Below are 16101 nucleotides of genomic sequence, written 5' to 3'. Positions count from 1 at the left end.
CGAACGCGTCGGCATAACTGCCCGTCCACGCCGCCAGGGCGATACCCGCCCACGGCGCCGACGCCATGGCCGCCAGCGCCCCCGCCCCGGAAACCAGCCCGAGCAGGCCGGTGACGGCCGCGGTGAGCGGGGCGAACACGGTACTCGCCAGGCCCGCGGCGAGCGTGACGGTCAGCAGCGCTCCGACCCGTCACTCACCCCACCACCGGTTCAGGGCCGCGAACGCCGGTGAATACGACACCACGCCCATCACGACTCCGGCGGCGATCCAGCCGATGAAGAACAACGGCGGCTCCGGTGCCAGCGCGATCACGCACAACGCACCGACGCCGAGAACTGACCCGCCGGTCATGACCAGGCGCGGGCCGACGCGATCGAGAGTGCCCCGCCGCGAGGGGATTCGGTGTCCGACCTCAAGGCTCGGTGTCGCCGCCCACGATGCGTGGATAACCGGGCACGCCGTGCGGACGGAACCGCCTCGCGTCACACCGGACGCAGCACCACGATCCCCGGGGTGGTGCGGACGTAGTCGAGGAAGGGCGAGTCGATCACCTCGTCGTGCTCCGGCAGCGAGGAGGCGTTGCGGAAGACCGGGCCGGACGGCGTCATGACGAAGAAGCCGACATGGGTGACGTCGAGTCCCGCCGCGTCGGCGTACGCGCCGATGTAGTCGCCGGTGCGCAGCCCGGCGATCACGGTGTCGTCCACCGCGTCGCGGGGAATGTAGGTGATGGCGCGGGCGACCACCGGCAGGCCCGGAAGATAGGTCCCGCCATCGGCTTTGGCGTTCAAGTGCTTGTCCACCGTGACCGCCGCCGGGCTCACCGAGGCGGTGATGTCCGTGGCGGCGATGCGCTCGGTGTGCGCCCAGTCGGTGAAGAAGTGTTTGCGGTGCGCGAAATCCACCTGTCCGTCGGTGTAGCGGGTCCGGATCAGATTGTCCACGAACTGATTCCGGTCGACGGAGCGGCTCAGCGCCGTCACGTAGTCGAGGTAGGTGAAGCAGTCCAGCGCCCGGAAGTCGATCACCAACTCTTCGGGCCGGTCCGCGGACCCGATGAGCATATTCGCCCGGTACGGGGTGCCCAGGAACTCGCGGGACAGCAGTTCCAGCATATCGCCGGTGCTCCGCTCGCCCGCGTCCGCCCGCACCCGCAGCAGGTCGTCTAGCTTTCCGGAGGTGGTGTCGTCGAGGGCCGGAGCGGCCGTCGCCACCGTCGGGACGAATGCGGCACCGCACACCAGGGTCAGCAGCAGGAGCAGGACACGAGCGATGTTGCGCAAGACGCCTCCAGCGGATTCGGTACACAAGCGACATCCACCGTAGTCCTGGCCCGGCGAACCCGGTACTGCCGTCACAATCTGAAGTCATGCCCAAGCCCTGCCTGCTGTTGCAGCTACGGCCCGAGCGATCGGCCGCCGACGACGAATACCAGGCCATCCTGCGCGCCGCCCGGCTGGACGCGGATCGGATGGTGCGCATCCAGATGGACCAGCACTTCCCCGAACTCGATCTCGACGACTTCTCCGCGGTCATCGTGGGCGGCGGCCCCAGCAATGTGAGCAAGCCCTGGGATCTGAAGTACGACTACCAGCGTCTCTTCGAACCCCCGCTGCGGCTGCTCGTCGCCGAGATCGCCCGCCGCGACTTCCCGTACCTGGGCGCCTGCTACGGGCTGAGCATGCTGGCCGACGTGCTCGGCGGCAAGGTGAGCGAGGAACGGTACGGCGAACCGCCCGGGGCGCAGACCATCGTGCTCACCGCCGCCGCCCGCGAGGATCCGCTGCTGAGCACCATCGCGCCGGAATTCCGGGCCTTCGTGGGTCACAAGGAAGCCTGCCAGGAGGTACCCCCGGGCGCGGTGCTGCTGGCCGGTTCGGCCGGCTGCCCGGTGCAGATGGTCCGGGTGGGCAGCAATGTGTACGCCACCCAGTTCCATCCCGAACTCGACGGCAACGGACTCGCGGTGCGCATCGAGACCTACCGTCACGCAGGGTATTTCGATCCGACGGAGGCCGACTACCTGACCGAGCTCGGGCATCGGGAGACGGTGACCGAGCCGATGGAGATCCTGCACCGGTTCATCACCCGCTACTGCGGCGACGACCGCCCCGCGATGCGATGATCGGTGCGAGGCGGCCACCGGAAGCGGGGCCGACCGACGAAAGGATCGCATCGCATCATGACCGAGCACGCATCGACCGTGGCCGTCCTGGGTCCCGGCGGGGTGGGTGGACTGCTGGCCGCACTGCTCGCGCGGGCCGGACACCGGGTGGTCTGCCTGGCCTCCGAGGACACCACGAAGACCCTGCGCACCGACGGAATCCAGGTTCGCAGTGGGCAATTCGGTGATTTCACGGCCGCGGTCGAGGCGGATACCGAGCTTCGGGAACCGGTGGACGCCTGCCTGGTGACCGTCAAGCACACCGCCCTCGACACCGCCCTGGACCGCATCGCGCCGTCGGCGCTCGGCGACGGCCTGCTGATCCCGCTGCTCAACGGCGTGGAGCATCCGGCGCTGCTGCGCGCCCGCTACGGCGCCGACCGGGTCGCCCCCGCCGTCATCCGCGTCGAATCCACCCGCACCGCACCGGGAGTCGTCCAGCACGGCAGCCCGTTCACCGAGATCGACCTGACCGGTGCGTCGGCACCGCGCGATCGGCTCGACGCCCTGGCCCGGGCGCTCACCGCCGCCGGGGTGAGCACCCGGGTACTGGCCGACGAGGCGGCGGCGCTGTGGGCGAAACTGCTGTTCCTGGCACCGCTGGCGCTCATGACCACCCACTACGCGGAGCCGATCGGCGAGATCCGCACTCGGCATCGCGACGAACTGGCCGCCCTGGTGGCGGAGACGGCGGCGGTCAGCGCGGCCTGCGGCGGGCCGTCCGACCCCGCCGCGGCACTGGCCCGCTACGAAACCTTCCCCGCACAGGCGAAATCCTCCATGCAGCGGGACGCCGAGGCCGGGCGGCCGCTCGAACTCGACGCCATCGGCGGTGCGCTGCTGCGCGCCGCCGCCCGCCACGACATTCCGGTGCCCATCGCGACCCGCCTGGTCCGAGCCCTGAGCTGAGCATCCGCCGCCCGGCCCGAGCCGCAGGTCCCGGATGCTCGGGATCTTCGGCTCGGTGTCGAACCGCGCCCCGACGAACACACTCGGGTTCGACACCATACGACGCGGACGGAAGGGCGGAAACCGATAGATGCTGGCTGAACGGCCGAATCCGGACACGGTGGCAGCCGCACTGGATCTGGCGGTGCGCGCACCGTCGGTACACAATTCGCAGCCGTGGCGATGGCGGTTCGACGGCGGGACCCTCGAACTGTTCGCCGACCGGAGCAGACAGCTGCGCGCCACCGACCCGCAGGGCCGGGGGCTGGTGTTGAGCTGCGGGGCGGCGCTGTTCGCGCAGCTTCCCCATGAGCACGGCGGTGGCGCGGTCGTCCAGCAGCGACCGTCCCGCGGCGACCGCGCGCACGGCCGCGACCAGCTCCGGCCCGCGAATGTCCTTGACCAGGAACCCACTGGCCCCGGCGAGCACGGCCCCCACCATGGACTCCTCGTCCACGAACGAGGTCAGCATGAGGCAGCGGATATGCGGCGCGGCGGCCAGCAGATCGCGGCACAGCCGCACCCCGCTGCCGTCGGGCAGGCGCACATCCAGCACGGCCACATCCGGCCGCAGCGGCGGCACCCGGCGCCGGGCCTCGGCACAGGTCGCGGCCTCGCCGACCACGGTGAGATCGTCGGTGTCCTCGATGAGTTCGCGAATTCCGAGGCGTACGACCTCGTGATCGTCGACCAGGAACACCGTCACCATCGCCGCACCTCACTCCCCTACCGCGCATCCCGCCCCACGCAGCTGCGGATACCCGCGAGCCGCCGATGGAAACGCCGCACACCTGCGACACCGCACGCGCGGCGCCGCGACCGTCGGCCGACCTCCGGGTCCGGGCCGCGGTTCTCAGGGCCGCAGTTCTCAGGACCGCAGTTCTCAGGGCCGCAGTTCCCGGGCGACCACCCGCAGGTCCGCGAGGAATCCCCGGTACGCCCGCTCCCGATCCGGATCGCGCAGCACCGCGGAGGGGTGCACCGTGGCGACGGCCCGGTAGTCGTCCGCCGCCACCACGTGCCCGCGCATCCGGGTGACCCGGAAGTCCGAGCCCAGCACCGCCTGGGCCGCCACCGCCCCGAGCCAGACCACCAGCTCGGGGCGGATATCGTCGAGTTCGGCGGTGAGCCAGGGTGCGCAGGCCATGATCTCGGTGCGGCCGGGGCGCTGATGGATGCGCCGCTTGCCGCGTTCGGTGAACTTGAAGTGTTTGACGGCATTGGTGAGGTACACCGTCTCGCGGTCCAGACCGGCTTCCTCGAGCGCCCGGTCCAGCAGCCGCCCGGACGGGCCGACGAACGGATGCCCGTCCAGATCCTCGCGGTCGCCCGGCTGCTCGCCGATCATGACCACCCGCGCGTCCGGCGGGCCCTCGCCGAACACCGTCTGGGTGGCGTCGTGGTACAGCTCGCAGCCCCGGCAGTCGCGGGCGGCACGGCGCAGGGTCGCGAGGTCGGCATGTTCGGGTACGAATTCCGCCGCGGTCACGGTCGAGGTATAGCCGCGGCGGGCCGTCTCACGCTTCCGAGTGGGATCGGTAATTCGCGAGGATGCGGCGAATCGACGGGGTGACGGGCAGGTCGCCGTCCAGCCGGACCCAGTGGTGGTCGACGTAGTTGGTCAACCGGACGGGCCCGATATTCGCCACCTCGACCGCGAAGTGCTCCCGGCGCACCGGTGTCCCGGCATTGGACAGGTAGTCGAAGCTGCCCAGGTGGCGGACCACATCGACAACCGTCAGACCGGTCTCCTCGAATACCGCGCGGGCCACGGCGAGCGCGAGCGGCTCCCCCGGTCGCACGGTGGTCCCGGGTAGGTTCAGCGGGCTGCGGCCCGCGACATGCTCGTCGTGCTCCAGTAGCAGCACCGCTCCGTTGTGCTCGATGACGACGCCGAGCCGCAGCGCCACACCGTCGGACACGGCCCGGTCCAGCAGTTCGCTCATAACCGACGCACCGATGGACAACTTGGGCGACACCTCGAAACTCCACACAGCACACCACATCTCGTCTCGCCGGACATCCTCGACCGACATCACCTGCAACGCTACCGGTACGACGGCTCCCCCGGGTGGGGTCCGCGTCGAATCCGGCGCATCTCCGCCGATCCGGCGGACCACCGAAAAACTTTCGCACTGTCGCATTCACCGAGGGCCCGCGTATCACCAAGCGCCGATGAAGAGTTCGAGGCTCGCCAGCGCGATGGCACCGAACAGCGCGATCGTACCCGCGAGGAGCAGGGTGAGGCGGCGCGCCCGCCGGATATCGGGTCCGGCGAGCCGGGCGGCGGCGACGCCGCCCACCGCGCCCGACAGGCCCAGCACCGGCGCGCCGCCCAGCACCAGGTAGAACAGGCTGCCCAGCGCCGCGGGAATCGCACCGCCGAACCCATCGGCATAGCCGGTCAGCGGAATCGGGAAGCGGTACAGGACCGCCACGATCGCCGCGGCCACGGGTGCGGCCGCCACGGCGGCGAGGGCCCCGACGAGCGCCTCCTTCCCGACGGGCGCGGTTCCTGGGGGCGGTGCGGTGGGCATGCGTCGCAGCGTAGGCCGCACCGCACCGCGCCCGGCTCGGCGGAACTACCTCGGCGCGTTGCGTAGAACTACTCCGACCCGCGGCGTGAATCGACGCACGGACGGCCCACCGGTCGCCTAGCGTGAGCAGGTCGGTGCCGAAAGGGGTCTTGATGCGAACCGGGATGCTCACCGTCGCGGATCTGGTGCAGCGGGTCGAGGCGGGCATGGTGGACACGGTGTTGGTCGCCATGACCGATATGCAGGGCAGATTGCAGGGCAAGCGGTGTTCGGCACGCTACTTCGTGGAGGAGGTGCTCCAGCACGCCACCGAGGCGTGCGACTACCTGCTGGCCGTGGACGTGGAGATGACGACCGTGGACGGCTACGCACTCTCGTCCTGGGACACCGGCTACGGGGATTTCGTGCTGCGGCCCGATCTCGACACCCTGCGCCTGGTGCCCTGGTGGCCGGGCACCGCGCTGGTGCTGTGCGATGTGGAACGGCTCGGCGACCGGGGGGAGCCCGCGGGCGAGCCGGTGACGGCCTCGCCTCGGCAGGTGCTGCGGGCACAGCTGGATCGGTTGGCGCAGCACGGTTTACGCGCCTACGTCGGCACCGAACTGGAATTCCTGGTGTTCGACGACAGCTACGAGGCGGCGCAGCGCGGCGGCTACCGCGAACTCACGCCCGCCAACCAGTACAATGTCGACTACTCCATGCTCGGCACCGCCCGCGTCGAACCGCTGCTGCGGCGCATCCGCAACGAGATGGCCGGGGCGGGCATGTATCCGGAATCGGCCAAGGGCGAATGCAATCCGGGCCAGCACGAGATCGCCTTCCGCTACGACGAGGCGCTGGTGACCTGCGACAACCACAGCATCTACAAGACCGGGGCCAAGGAGATCGCCGCCCAGGAGGGGCGCAGCGTCACCTTCATGGCGAAATACAATGAGCGCGAAGGCAGTTCGTGCCACATCCACATCAGCCTGCGCACCGAGTCGGGCGAGCCGGTGTTCGCCGGTGACGGCAAGGGCGGCGAAGCCGCGCTCATGCGGCACTTCCTGGCCGGACAGCTGGACTGCCTGCGCGAACTCACCTACCTGCTCGCCCCGAATATCAACTCCTACAAGCGCTTCCAGACCGGCAGCTTCGCACCCACCGCGGTGGCCTGGGGCCGGGACAACCGCACCTGCGCGCTGCGCGTGGTGGGACACGGATCGTCGCTGCGGGTGGAGAACCGCGTCCCCGGCGCCGACGTGAACCCCTACCTCGCGGTGGCGGCCACCATCGCCGCCGGTCTGCACGGCATCGAACGCCGCCTCCCCCTGGAACCGGAGTTCCACGGCAACGCCTACCGCTCGCAGCGCCCCCGGGTGCCGCGCACCCTGCGCGAGGCCGCCCAGCTCTTCGGCGACAGCAAGGTCGCCACCGCCGCCTTCGGCGCGGACGTGGTCCGCCACTACCGCAACGCGGCCCAGGTCGAACTCGACGCCTTCGACGCCGCCGTCACCGACTGGGAGCGAATCCGTGGCTTCGAGCGCCTCTGAGCGAGCGCGGGGCAGCGCGCCACCGGACGGCAGCGCAGCACCGCGCGGTAACGCCTCACCGGACGACATCAGGTCACCGGATGGCAGCGGGTTACCAGCCAGTAGCGGGTCACCGGGCGACAGCGGGTCACCGGGCAACAGCGCGCCACCAGGCAACAGCGCGCCACCAGGCAACAGCGCGTCAGGGGGCTGCAACCCGGTGCCCGGCAACACAGCACCCGGCGGGCGGCCGGTGATCGGGTTGTCCACCTACTCCGAGCGCGCCCGCTACGGTGTCTGGGATCACGAGGCGGTGCTGCTGCCGCGGGACTACCTCGATCTGGTGGAGCGGGCCGGGGGGATTCCGGTGTTGCTGCCGCCGGTCGGGAGCGCGACGGCGGAACTGGTGGCGCGGCTCGACGGAGTGGTGCTGACCGGCGGGGCTGATCTCGATCCGGGCCGCTACGGCGCGGCGCCACATTCGTCCGTGCGCCAGATCCGGCCGGGGCGAGACGAATTCGAGTTCACGCTGTTCGAGCGGGCGCGGGCGGCCGAGCTGCCGGTGCTGGCGATCTGTCGCGGCATGCAGCTGGTGAATGTGGCGCTGGGCGGCACCCTGCTGCAACATCTGCCCGACGTGCTCGGCCACGAGGAGCACTGCCGGGTGCCCGGGACCTTCGCACCGACGCGGGTGCGCACCGCACCGGGCAGCCGACTGGCCGCGATCGTCGGCCCGGAGGTGACGGCGCGCTGCCACCACCATCAGGCTATCGACCGGCTCGCCCCCGGTCTGATCGTCTCCGCCCGCGCCGAGGACGGCATCATCGAGGCGGTGGAGGCGGACACCGGACCGTTCCTGGTCGGCGTGCAATGGCATCCGGAGGCCGACGCCACCGAGCACCGGCTCATGCGGGCCCTGGTGAACGCGGCGGCGACATATCGGACGACGAATCGAAGGGAGCTCCGGTGACCACACAGGTGATCAACCCCGCGACCGCGGCGGTGGTGGCGACGGTCGAGGCGGCCGACCTGGCCGCCACCGACGCCGCCATCGACCGCGCCCGGCGCGCGGCGGCGGACTGGCGGGCGGTCGCCCCCGGTGACCGGGCACGCCTGCTGCGCCGGTTCGCCGAGGCGGTGGACGCCGATCTGGAGCGGCTGGCCCGGCTCGAGGTGCGCAATGCCGGGCACACCATCGGCAATGCGCGCTGGGAGGCGGGCAATGTGCGCGATGTGCTGCACTACAGCGCGGGACTGCCGGAACGCCTGCTGGGCAGTCAGATTCCGGTGGCCGGTGGCGTGGACATCACCTTCTGCGAACCGCTCGGGGTGGTCGGCATCATCGTGCCGTGGAACTTCCCCATGCCCATCGCCGCCTGGGGTTTCGCACCCGCGCTCGCGGCCGGGAACACTGTGGTGCTCAAACCGGCCGAGCTGACCCCGCTCACCGCCATCCGCCTGGGCGAACTCGCCCGCGAGGCCGGGCTTCCCGAGGGCGTCTTCCAGATCGTCACGGGTAAGGGGTCGGTGGTGGGTCAGCGGTTCGTGACCCATCCGGCGGTGCGCAAGGTGGTGTTCACCGGCTCCACCGAGGTCGGCAAGCAGATCATGGCGGGCTGCGCCGAGCAGGTGAAGCGGGTGACCCTGGAACTCGGCGGCAAGAGCGCCAATATCGTCTTCGCCGACGCCGATCTGGAGCGCGCCGCCGCCACCGCACCCTACGCGGTCTTCGACAACGCCGGTCAGGACTGCTGCGCGCGCTCGCGAATCCTGGTGCAGCGCAGTGTGTTCGACCACTTCCTGGAGCTGCTGGAACCGGCCGTGCAGGCGGTGCGGGTGGGCGATCCCGCCGACGAGTCCACCGAGATGGGTCCGCTCATCTCGGCCGCGCACCGCGAGCGGGTGGCCGGATTCCTGGAGCCCGCCACCACGGTGGCGTTCACCGGAACCTGCCCGGACGGCCCCGGTTTCTGGTTCGCACCCACCGTGGTGCTGCCCGGGAGCCCGACGGACCGGGTGGTCACCGAGGAGGTGTTCGGTCCGGTGGTGGCCGTCCTGCCCTTCGAGGACGAGGCCGACGCCATCCGCATCGCGAACGACACCGAATACGGCCTGTCCGGCTCGCTGTGGACCTCCGACGTCGGACGCGCACTGCGAGTCAGCCGGGCGGTGGAGGCCGGGAACCTGTCGGTGAATTCGCACTCCTCCGTGCGGTATTCGACACCGTTCGGCGGTTTCAAGCAGTCCGGGCTGGGCCGCGAACTCGGGCCGGACGCCGCCCGCGCCTTCACCGAGACCAAGAACGTCTTCATCGCCACCGAGTGATATCCCGTCACCCCACCCCAGAGGAGATGCGTTGCAGCGCTTACAGGATCGAGTAGCGGTCGTCACCGGCGGCGGCAGCGGCATCGGCCTCGCCACGGTCCGCCGCTTCGCGCGCGAGGGCGCGAAGGTCGTCGTCGCCGATATCGACCCCACCACCGGCGCGGCCGCGGCCGCCGCGGTGGACGGACTGTACGTGAAGGCCGACGTCACCGACGAGACCCAGGTCCGCGCCCTGTTCCAGACCGCAGTGGACACCTACGGCGGACTGGACATCGCCTTCAACAACGCGGGAATCTCACCGCCGGAGGACGATTCGATCCTCACCACGGGCATGGACGCGTGGCGGCGGGTGCAGGAGGTCAATCTGACCTCGGTCTACCTGTGCAGCAAGTACGCCATCGAACACATGCTCGAGCGCGGCAGGGGGTCGGTGATCAATACCGCCTCCTTCGTCGCGGTCATGGGCGCGGCCACCTCCCAGATCTCCTACACCGCCTCGAAGGGCGGTGTGCTGGCCATGAGCCGCGAACTCGGGGTGCAGTTCGCCCGCCAGGGCATTCGAGTCAACGCCCTGTGCCCCGGGCCGGTGAACACGCCGCTGCTCCAGGAGCTGTTCGCCAAGGATCCGGAGCGCGCCGCGCGCCGCTTGGTGCACATTCCGCTGGGCCGTTTCGCCGAACCGGAGGAGATCGCCGCCGCCGTGGCCTTCCTGGCCAGCGACGACGCCTCGTTCATCACGGCCTCGCAGTTCCTGGTGGACGGCGGCATCTCCGGGGCCTACGTGACCCCCCTGTAGCTAATCCTCCTGCTCCAGTAGGCGTTTGGGGTGCATGCCGTTCACCTGGCCGATGAAGGGCGGGTGAATGCTGTACCCCAGCATGCGCCGGATGTCCTCGCTCACGATGCGCACGATGTCGTGCGGCGTCGACAGCGTGAACGCCTCCTGCGGGCGCAGCCAGGGTTCGCAGTACTGGGCGGTGAGCGCGAGCCGCGGATCCGCCGCGGTGTTCGCGCCGCCGCCGTGCCACAGCGTGCCGAGGAAGAACACGCACGATCCGGCGGGCATGACCACCGGCACCCGGATATCGGTCTCGTCCGGCAGCCGGTCGCCCCAGCGGTGGCTGCCCGCGATGATGTCGGTCGCGCCGTTGACGGGCGTGAATGCGTCCACGGCCCAGATGGTGGCCGCGCTCAGGGCCGGGCGCGGGCGCGGCAGCGGATAGAACCCGTCGTCGGTGTGCAGCATCTGGGCCGCCTCACCGGGCAGGATATTGATCGCCTGGAGCATGGACAGCAGATAGTTCGGCATGAGCAGGCGGTCCAGCAGGGCCAGCACGCGCGGATGGGCGACCACGCGGTCGCAGCTGCGCGTCTTGTTCAGCAGGCTGTAGACCCGTTGGGTCGCATGCCCTTCGAAGTTGTTGCGGCCGGTCCGGTCGAGCAGCGGGCGCATCTCGCGCCGGATCTCGTCGAGTTCGTCCGGGGTCAGCAGGTTCTCCAGGACGACGTAGCCGTCGCGCCGCACGGCGGCCAGGTCGGCCGCGACGATCTCCGGATCGACAGCGCTGCCGCTACTTTCGGTGCGGCGGTATTTTCCGGCCAGATCCCCGGCCAGGTCGACGACCGATGTGACTTCGGCGCTCACGACGCCCTCCGATCCCTATAACATAACCGAATTCTGTTATTCTCCGACTGTGGCACGCGCACCCCTGGGACGTCAACAGCTCCTCGACGCCGCCCGCGCCGAACTCCTCGACGGCAACGGCACGGTCGACCTGCACGCCCTCAAACGCCGCTCCGGCCTCAGCACCGGTGCGCTCTACCACCACTTCGGCTCCAAGGCCGGTCTGCTGGTCGCCGTCTACGAGCGATTCCACGCCGGACTGGTCGCGGCCATCGCCGACGACACCCTCCCCGCCGGCGTGCACTGGACCGACCGGGAACACGCCCGCACTCGCAACTTCGTCGCCTACCACTTCGGCGACCCCCTCGCGGAACTGCTGCTCACCCGGATCGCGATGGAACCGGAGGTGGCCGAACTGGAGGCGGGCGCGCTCACCCGCCTCACCGCCGCCGCGGGCCGCAATATCCGCCAGGGCCAGCGGGACGGCGACATCGACCCCCGCATCGACCCCGAACTGGCCGGAGCCTGCATCATCGGCGCTCTGCGCTACGGCATCGCCGACCTGCTGCGCCGCGACCCCCGCCCCACCGTCGACGACGCCGCCGACCGACTCTGGGGTGTCATCGCGGGCGCGGTCACCATCCGCTGACCGCACGGTCCGGAAATCCCATGGCGACAACCGCACGCGCCACGCAAGATGTGGCCATGCCGAGCTTCGCGGACTTCGATCGTCGCCACTACCGCACCGTCGATGTCGCCACCGGATACGACGGCTGGGCCGACACCTACGAGAACACCGTCCTGGACGCGATGGACCTGGCGTTGCTGGCGCGCCTGCGGCGGCCGGACTGGGCCCGGGTGCGCCGGGCCGCGGATCTGGGCTGCGGCACCGGCCGCACCGGGGACTGGTTGCGTCGGCACGGCACGGCACGCGTCGACGGCATCGACCTGAGCGCGGGCATGCTGGCATGGGCGCGGGAGCGCGGCGTCCACGCCTCGCTCACCCACGGCGACGTCCGTGAGACCGGCTGGGACGGCGGTGCCTACGACCTCGTCATCGCCTCGCTCATCGACGAACACCTCCCCGCGTTGCCGCCGCTCTACCGCGAGGCCCGCCGCCTGGCCACCCCGGGCGGACTGTTCGTCCTGGTCAGCTACCACCCGCAGTTCATGATGGTGGCCGGTATGCCCACCCACTACACCTCGGACGCCGGGGAACCTCTCGCCATCAGCACCCACATGCACCGGGTCAGCGACCACGTGAGCGCGGGCACGGCGTCCGGATGGCGGCTCGTCGAACTGGCCGAGTCCACCATCGACGACACCTGGATCACCGCCAAGCCGAAGTGGGCCGAACTGCGCGGCCATCCGTTCACCATGGCGTCGGTGTGGGTCGCGGGCGATCCGGAGTGACAGCCACCCCGTGGCGGCCCGTCGGAGTGGGGCGACTTCTCGTACCGTGGGGCGTATGAGCGAGCGCGTGGTGATCATCGGCGGGGATGCGGCGGGAATGTCGGCGGCATCGCAGGCGCGCCGGTTGCGGCGCATCGAGGAACTCGAGGTCGTGGTGTTCGAACGCGGGCATTTCACCTCGTACTCGGCGTGCGGCATTCCCTACTGGGTGGGCGGCGACGTGACCGACCGCGACGAACTCATCGCGCGGACCCCAGCGGAGCATCGGGCGCGGGATATCGATCTGCGGCTGCGCACCGAGGTGGTCGAACTCGACGTGCCCGGCCGCCGGGTGCGGGCGCGCGAACTGGAGAACGGGGCCGAGAGTTGGTGGGACTACGACAAACTCGTGCTCGCCACCGGTGCGACGCCGATTCGGCCGCCGCTGCCCGGCATCGACGCGGCCGGGGTGCACGGCGTGCAGACTCTCGACGACGGGCAGGCGCTCATCGACACCCTGGAGACCGTCGCGGGCAGGCGCGCGGTGGTGGTGGGCGCGGGCTATATCGGCGTCGAGATGGCGGAGGCGCTGATCAGTCGCGGATTCGACGTCACCCTGGTGAACCGGGGCACCGAACCCATGTCCACCCTCGACCCGGATATGGGCGTGCTCATCCGGAAAGCCATGGAAGGCATGGGCATTCGCGTTGTCGGCAATGCGGAGGTGACCGGCATCCGCACCGACGACGCGGGTCGGGCGCGCGCGGTCACCACCGCCGACGCCGAATACCCCGCCGATGTGGTGGTACTCGGCATCGGCGTGCGCCCGGCCACCGAGCTCGCCCGGGCGGCGGGGCTGCCGCTGGGGCGATCCGGCGGCCTGCTCACCGACCTGGCCATGCGGGTGCGCGGTTACGAGAACATCTGGGCCGGAGGCGATTGCGTGGAAGTGCTCGATCTCGTATCCGGTTCCGAACGCCATATCCCGCTCGGCACCCACGCCAACAAACACGGGCAGATCATCGGTTCCGGCGTCGGCGGCGATTACGCCACTTTCCCCGGCGTGGTCGGCACGGCGGTCAGCAAGGTCTGCGATCTGGAGGTGGCGCGAACGGGCTTGCGCGAGAAGGACGCCCGCGCGGTCGGACTGCAATTCGTCACCGTCGTCATCGAATCCACCAGTCGCTCCGGCTATTTCCCGGGTGCCGCTCCCATGACGGTGAAGATGCTGGCCGAACGCCGCTCCGGCCGCCTGCTCGGCGTGCAGATCGTCGGACGAGAGGGTGCGGGCAAGCGCATCGATATCGCGGCGGTCGCGCTCACCGCCCGCATGACCGTGGAGCAGATGATCGCCCTCGATCTCGGCTACGCCCCGCCGTTCTCTCCGGTCTGGGATCCGGTGCTGGTCGCCGCGCGCAAGGCGGCGTCGGCGCTGCGGAAGCAAGACAGAAACTGATCGGTCTGTTGACTCGACTTTGTAACAATACCGTCAATCGAAACGCGACCGACCGGCCGGGCTCCGCCGAATTCCCTTGAGCTGGTTGTACCGTCGAAATCCATGACGGAGAAAAAGCACATCGGCCTGTTCGTCGGTGCGTCTGTTTGTGCCGCCTTGATCGCATTGAATCCCGCCGCCGCCTGGGCTTCCGGCGATGTCGGACCGGCTCCGGCCCCCGGGCCGGGCAACCATTCACCCGGCTCACCGGCCGGGGCCATACCCGAACGCCCCGTTCCAGCTCCCGAGCGCATCGTGCCCGCGAGCCCACCGGGGGTAGGCGGCTTCTGCCCGACGCTGTAGACCGCATCGAATCACCCACTCGCCCTCGGGTTGTCACGGCAGACTCCGACCTCCGCGGCAACCCGAGCCGAATTCAGTTGAAACAACACCGTTCCACCCGCCGTACCGCCCCGCCTCGGTTGCGACCGGGAGAACACCGGCCGAACATCCGGACCTGCGGGTGTCGCCGCCCTGGTGTATGAATCAGAATCGATTTCTTCCAACGATTCTCGGGAGTGGGCGGGGTGGAAGGCTTTCCTTTGGCCGAGGTGTCGGCGATTCTCGGCATCCTCGTACCGGCGCTGGCGTTCCTCTGGGAATTCGTCGTGGTCGGACGCAAACGCCTCGGCTATCGCGTGCAGATGGACACCCCCGTCACCGGCGAGGTCGAATCCGCGTTCCCGGGCCTGCTGACTCAGCTGCGCCCGCGTCCCGACGGCTCGCTGACCGACCTGTCCATCGTGCTGCTGCGGGTGGAGAACGACGGCGCCACCACCATCGACCAGCACGACTACCGGGTGCACGACGGCGTGGCCGCCGGTCTGTCGGTCATCTTCGAGCGGCGGCGCGTGGTCGGCTACGCCGTCACCGAACTCAGCGACCGCGATCTGGGCCGCAGCCTCACCGGCACCGCCGGCATCGCCGTCCGCGAGGACACCGAGCGCGACTTCGGCGTCCTCGACCTACCCCGGGTCCCGCTCAACCGAGGCGACCACTACAAACTGCTCACCATCCTGCGCCGCACCGGCGGCACCGACGACTACCCCGCGCCGCGGCTGGAGGGACGGCTCAAGAACGGCCGTGTGCACGAGAACCGCAGCCGCACCCGCCCCAGTCCCTGGGGCGTCGCCCTGATCCTGTTCCTGGTGTCGGTCATCGCCGTACAGCTCACCATCGCGGTGACCCAGCCCCGGGCCGCACCGCTGGACTGCGCGCCGGGCCGGCTCACCCTCACCGGTTCGACCGCGCTCGCCCCGGCCATCCAGGCCGCCGCCACCGCCTACGAGAAGGTCTGCCCCGACGCCGACTTCACCGCCGACTTCCGCGGCAGCGAGGTCGGGCTGCAAACCCTGAACGCCGCCGGATCGGCGGCGGCCGACAACGCCTCACCCGCCATGGTGGCCGTTTCCGACGGTGAGAAGGGGGACGGCTACCCCCGCCTGCTCCCCCGCCCGGTGGCGTTCTCGCTGTTCACCCTGGTCGTGCATCCCGACACGGGGGTCGCCGATCTGTCGCGTGCGAATATCCGTGCGCTGTACGAGGGTTCGATCACCAACTGGAGCGAGCTCGGCGGGCGCGACCTGCCGGTCCGCATCGTCGGCCGCAATCGGGGCTCGGGCACCCGTCAGACCTTCGAGAACCAACTACTCGACGGCGCGTGGCATCCCGACGCCAATTCCACCGACTGCCGCACCATCGGCAATCCGGCCGCCAGCGGACCGGTCCGCTGCGAACGGCTGAGCACCGCGGAGGTCCTCACCACCGTCGCCGCCCTGCCCGGCGCTCTGGGCTACGCGGAGCTGGGCGCGGCCGGGCCCCGCCGTGACGTCACCCTGGTCCGCATCGACGGGCACGCGGCCGAGCTGCTCAATGCCACGCACGGCGCCTATCCGTTCTGGAACACCGAATTCGCCTACACCTACGGCGACCCCGCCGCCGAATCCCTCACCGCCAGCTTCCTGCGCTACCTCACCACCCAGCTCGGCCGGGACATCCTGCGGGCGCACGGCAACATCCCCTGCGACGAACTCGACAATCCGGTGCGCTGCCGCCCCACCGGCTGAGCCCGCGTGCGCCGCGATCGGTGCGCGACTCCCCAGAGCGC

General features: G+C 70.2%; 17 protein-coding genes and 2 pseudogenes. 12 read left to right on the top strand and 7 right to left on the bottom strand.

The features are described 5' to 3' along the window. Positions 1-190: 190 nt before the first annotated feature. Both QJS31_RS07995 and QJS31_RS07990 read right to left on the bottom strand, forming a co-directional pair. On the bottom strand, positions 191-352 hold the full coding sequence (locus tag QJS31_RS07995) for a hypothetical protein (RefSeq protein WP_306356329.1): 162 nt from the start codon (positions 350-352) through the stop codon (positions 191-193). A gap of 131 nt (positions 353-483) precedes the next feature. After that, positions 484-1284: a DUF1460 domain-containing protein gene (locus tag QJS31_RS07990; RefSeq protein WP_306356328.1), complete on the bottom strand. Its 801-nt coding sequence runs from the start codon at positions 1282-1284 to the stop codon at positions 484-486. An 86-nt stretch (positions 1285-1370) separates the two neighbouring features. On the opposite strand from QJS31_RS07990, the gene QJS31_RS07985 reads away from it, so the two are divergent. From QJS31_RS07985 to QJS31_RS07975, 3 genes and pseudogenes are all read left to right on the top strand, one after another. Then, positions 1371-2126, top strand: coding sequence for a glutamine amidotransferase (locus tag QJS31_RS07985; protein WP_306356327.1), 756 nt, complete (start codon positions 1371-1373; stop codon positions 2124-2126). A 57-nt stretch (positions 2127-2183) separates the two neighbouring features. Continuing rightward, a complete protein-coding gene (locus QJS31_RS07980; protein ID WP_306356326.1) occupies positions 2184-3074 on the top strand; it encodes a ketopantoate reductase family protein in 891 nt (296 codons plus the stop codon). Positions 3075-3204: 130 nt separating this feature from the next. After that, positions 3205-3405, top strand: a pseudogene (locus QJS31_RS07975) (hypothetical protein); the annotation flags it as partial. Here QJS31_RS07975 and QJS31_RS07970 read toward each other — a convergent pair. The 4 genes and pseudogenes from QJS31_RS07970 to QJS31_RS07955 all read right to left on the bottom strand — a co-directional run. Further along, positions 3376-3822, bottom strand: a pseudogene (locus QJS31_RS07970) (response regulator transcription factor); the annotation flags it as partial. The pseudogenes QJS31_RS07975 and QJS31_RS07970 overlap by 30 nt on opposite strands. A gap of 174 nt (positions 3823-3996) precedes the next feature. Further along, complete coding sequence (locus QJS31_RS07965) at positions 3997-4656, bottom strand: UdgX family uracil-DNA binding protein (RefSeq protein WP_282785231.1); 660 nt, start codon at positions 4654-4656, stop codon at positions 3997-3999. Further along, the gene (locus QJS31_RS07960) at positions 4631-5149 is read right to left on the bottom strand and encodes an NUDIX domain-containing protein (protein WP_282785228.1); all 519 of its coding nucleotides are present in this window, start codon (positions 5147-5149) and stop codon (positions 4631-4633) included. The genes QJS31_RS07965 and QJS31_RS07960 overlap by 26 nt, the downstream gene beginning before the upstream one ends. Before the next feature lie 126 nt (positions 5150-5275). Next, positions 5276-5650: a hypothetical protein gene (locus tag QJS31_RS07955; protein WP_306356325.1), complete on the bottom strand. Its 375-nt coding sequence runs from the start codon at positions 5648-5650 to the stop codon at positions 5276-5278. Between the two features lie 152 nt (positions 5651-5802). Here QJS31_RS07955 and QJS31_RS07950 point away from each other — a divergent pair, with 152 nt between their 5' ends. The 4 genes from QJS31_RS07950 to QJS31_RS07935 all read left to right on the top strand — a co-directional run bounded on the left by QJS31_RS07950 (position 5803) and on the right by QJS31_RS07935 (position 10279). Next, complete coding sequence (locus QJS31_RS07950; RefSeq protein WP_306356324.1) at positions 5803-7179, top strand: glutamine synthetase family protein; 1377 nt, start codon at positions 5803-5805, stop codon at positions 7177-7179. 199 nt (positions 7180-7378) lie between these two features. After that, positions 7379-8128 carry a gamma-glutamyl-gamma-aminobutyrate hydrolase family protein gene (locus QJS31_RS07945; protein WP_306356323.1) on the top strand — a complete coding sequence of 250 codons (750 nt, stop codon included), beginning with the start codon at positions 7379-7381 and terminating at the stop codon, positions 8126-8128. Further along, on the top strand, positions 8125-9483 hold the full coding sequence (locus QJS31_RS07940; protein ID WP_306356322.1) for an aldehyde dehydrogenase: 1359 nt from the start codon (positions 8125-8127) through the stop codon (positions 9481-9483). The genes QJS31_RS07945 and QJS31_RS07940 overlap by 4 nt, the downstream gene beginning before the upstream one ends. A gap of 1 nt (position 9484) precedes the next feature. Continuing rightward, the gene (locus QJS31_RS07935; protein WP_372341785.1) at positions 9485-10279 is read left to right on the top strand and encodes a 3-oxoacyl-ACP reductase; all 795 of its coding nucleotides are present in this window, start codon (positions 9485-9487) and stop codon (positions 10277-10279) included. On the opposite strand, the gene QJS31_RS07930 is transcribed toward QJS31_RS07935, so the two are convergent. Next, positions 10280-11128 (bottom strand): phytanoyl-CoA dioxygenase family protein, encoded by an 849-nt coding sequence (locus tag QJS31_RS07930; RefSeq protein WP_306356321.1) that lies wholly within the window; start codon positions 11126-11128, stop codon positions 10280-10282. Between the two features lie 49 nt (positions 11129-11177). On the opposite strand from QJS31_RS07930, the gene QJS31_RS07925 reads away from it, so the two are divergent. The 5 genes from QJS31_RS07925 (at position 11178) to QJS31_RS07905 (ending at position 16060) form a co-directional block, all read left to right on the top strand. Next, a complete protein-coding gene (locus QJS31_RS07925; protein WP_280356595.1) occupies positions 11178-11756 on the top strand; it encodes a TetR/AcrR family transcriptional regulator in 579 nt (192 codons plus the stop codon). Between the two features lie 20 nt (positions 11757-11776). Next, positions 11777-12520 carry a class I SAM-dependent methyltransferase gene (locus QJS31_RS07920; protein WP_306356320.1) on the top strand — a complete coding sequence of 248 codons (744 nt, stop codon included), beginning with the start codon at positions 11777-11779 and terminating at the stop codon, positions 12518-12520. Between the two features lie 55 nt (positions 12521-12575). Continuing rightward, positions 12576-13955, top strand: a complete 1380-nt coding sequence (locus QJS31_RS07915; protein WP_306356319.1) for an FAD-dependent oxidoreductase — start codon at positions 12576-12578, stop codon at positions 13953-13955. 102 nt (positions 13956-14057) lie between these two features. Then, positions 14058-14297: a hypothetical protein gene (locus QJS31_RS07910; protein WP_143980227.1), complete on the top strand. Its 240-nt coding sequence runs from the start codon at positions 14058-14060 to the stop codon at positions 14295-14297. A 224-nt stretch (positions 14298-14521) separates the two neighbouring features. Next, complete coding sequence (locus QJS31_RS07905) at positions 14522-16060, top strand: substrate-binding domain-containing protein (protein ID WP_306356318.1); 1539 nt, start codon at positions 14522-14524, stop codon at positions 16058-16060. Positions 16061-16101: the final 41 nt, after the last annotated feature.

Origin of the sequence: Nocardia sp. CC213A (assembly GCF_030766805.1) — a bacterium.
In the GTDB taxonomy this organism is placed as follows: domain Bacteria; phylum Actinomycetota; class Actinomycetes; order Mycobacteriales; family Mycobacteriaceae; genus Nocardia; species Nocardia otitidiscaviarum.
Note: the sequence above shows the minus strand (reverse complement) of the source record. Positions and strands in the feature narration are given on the sequence as shown.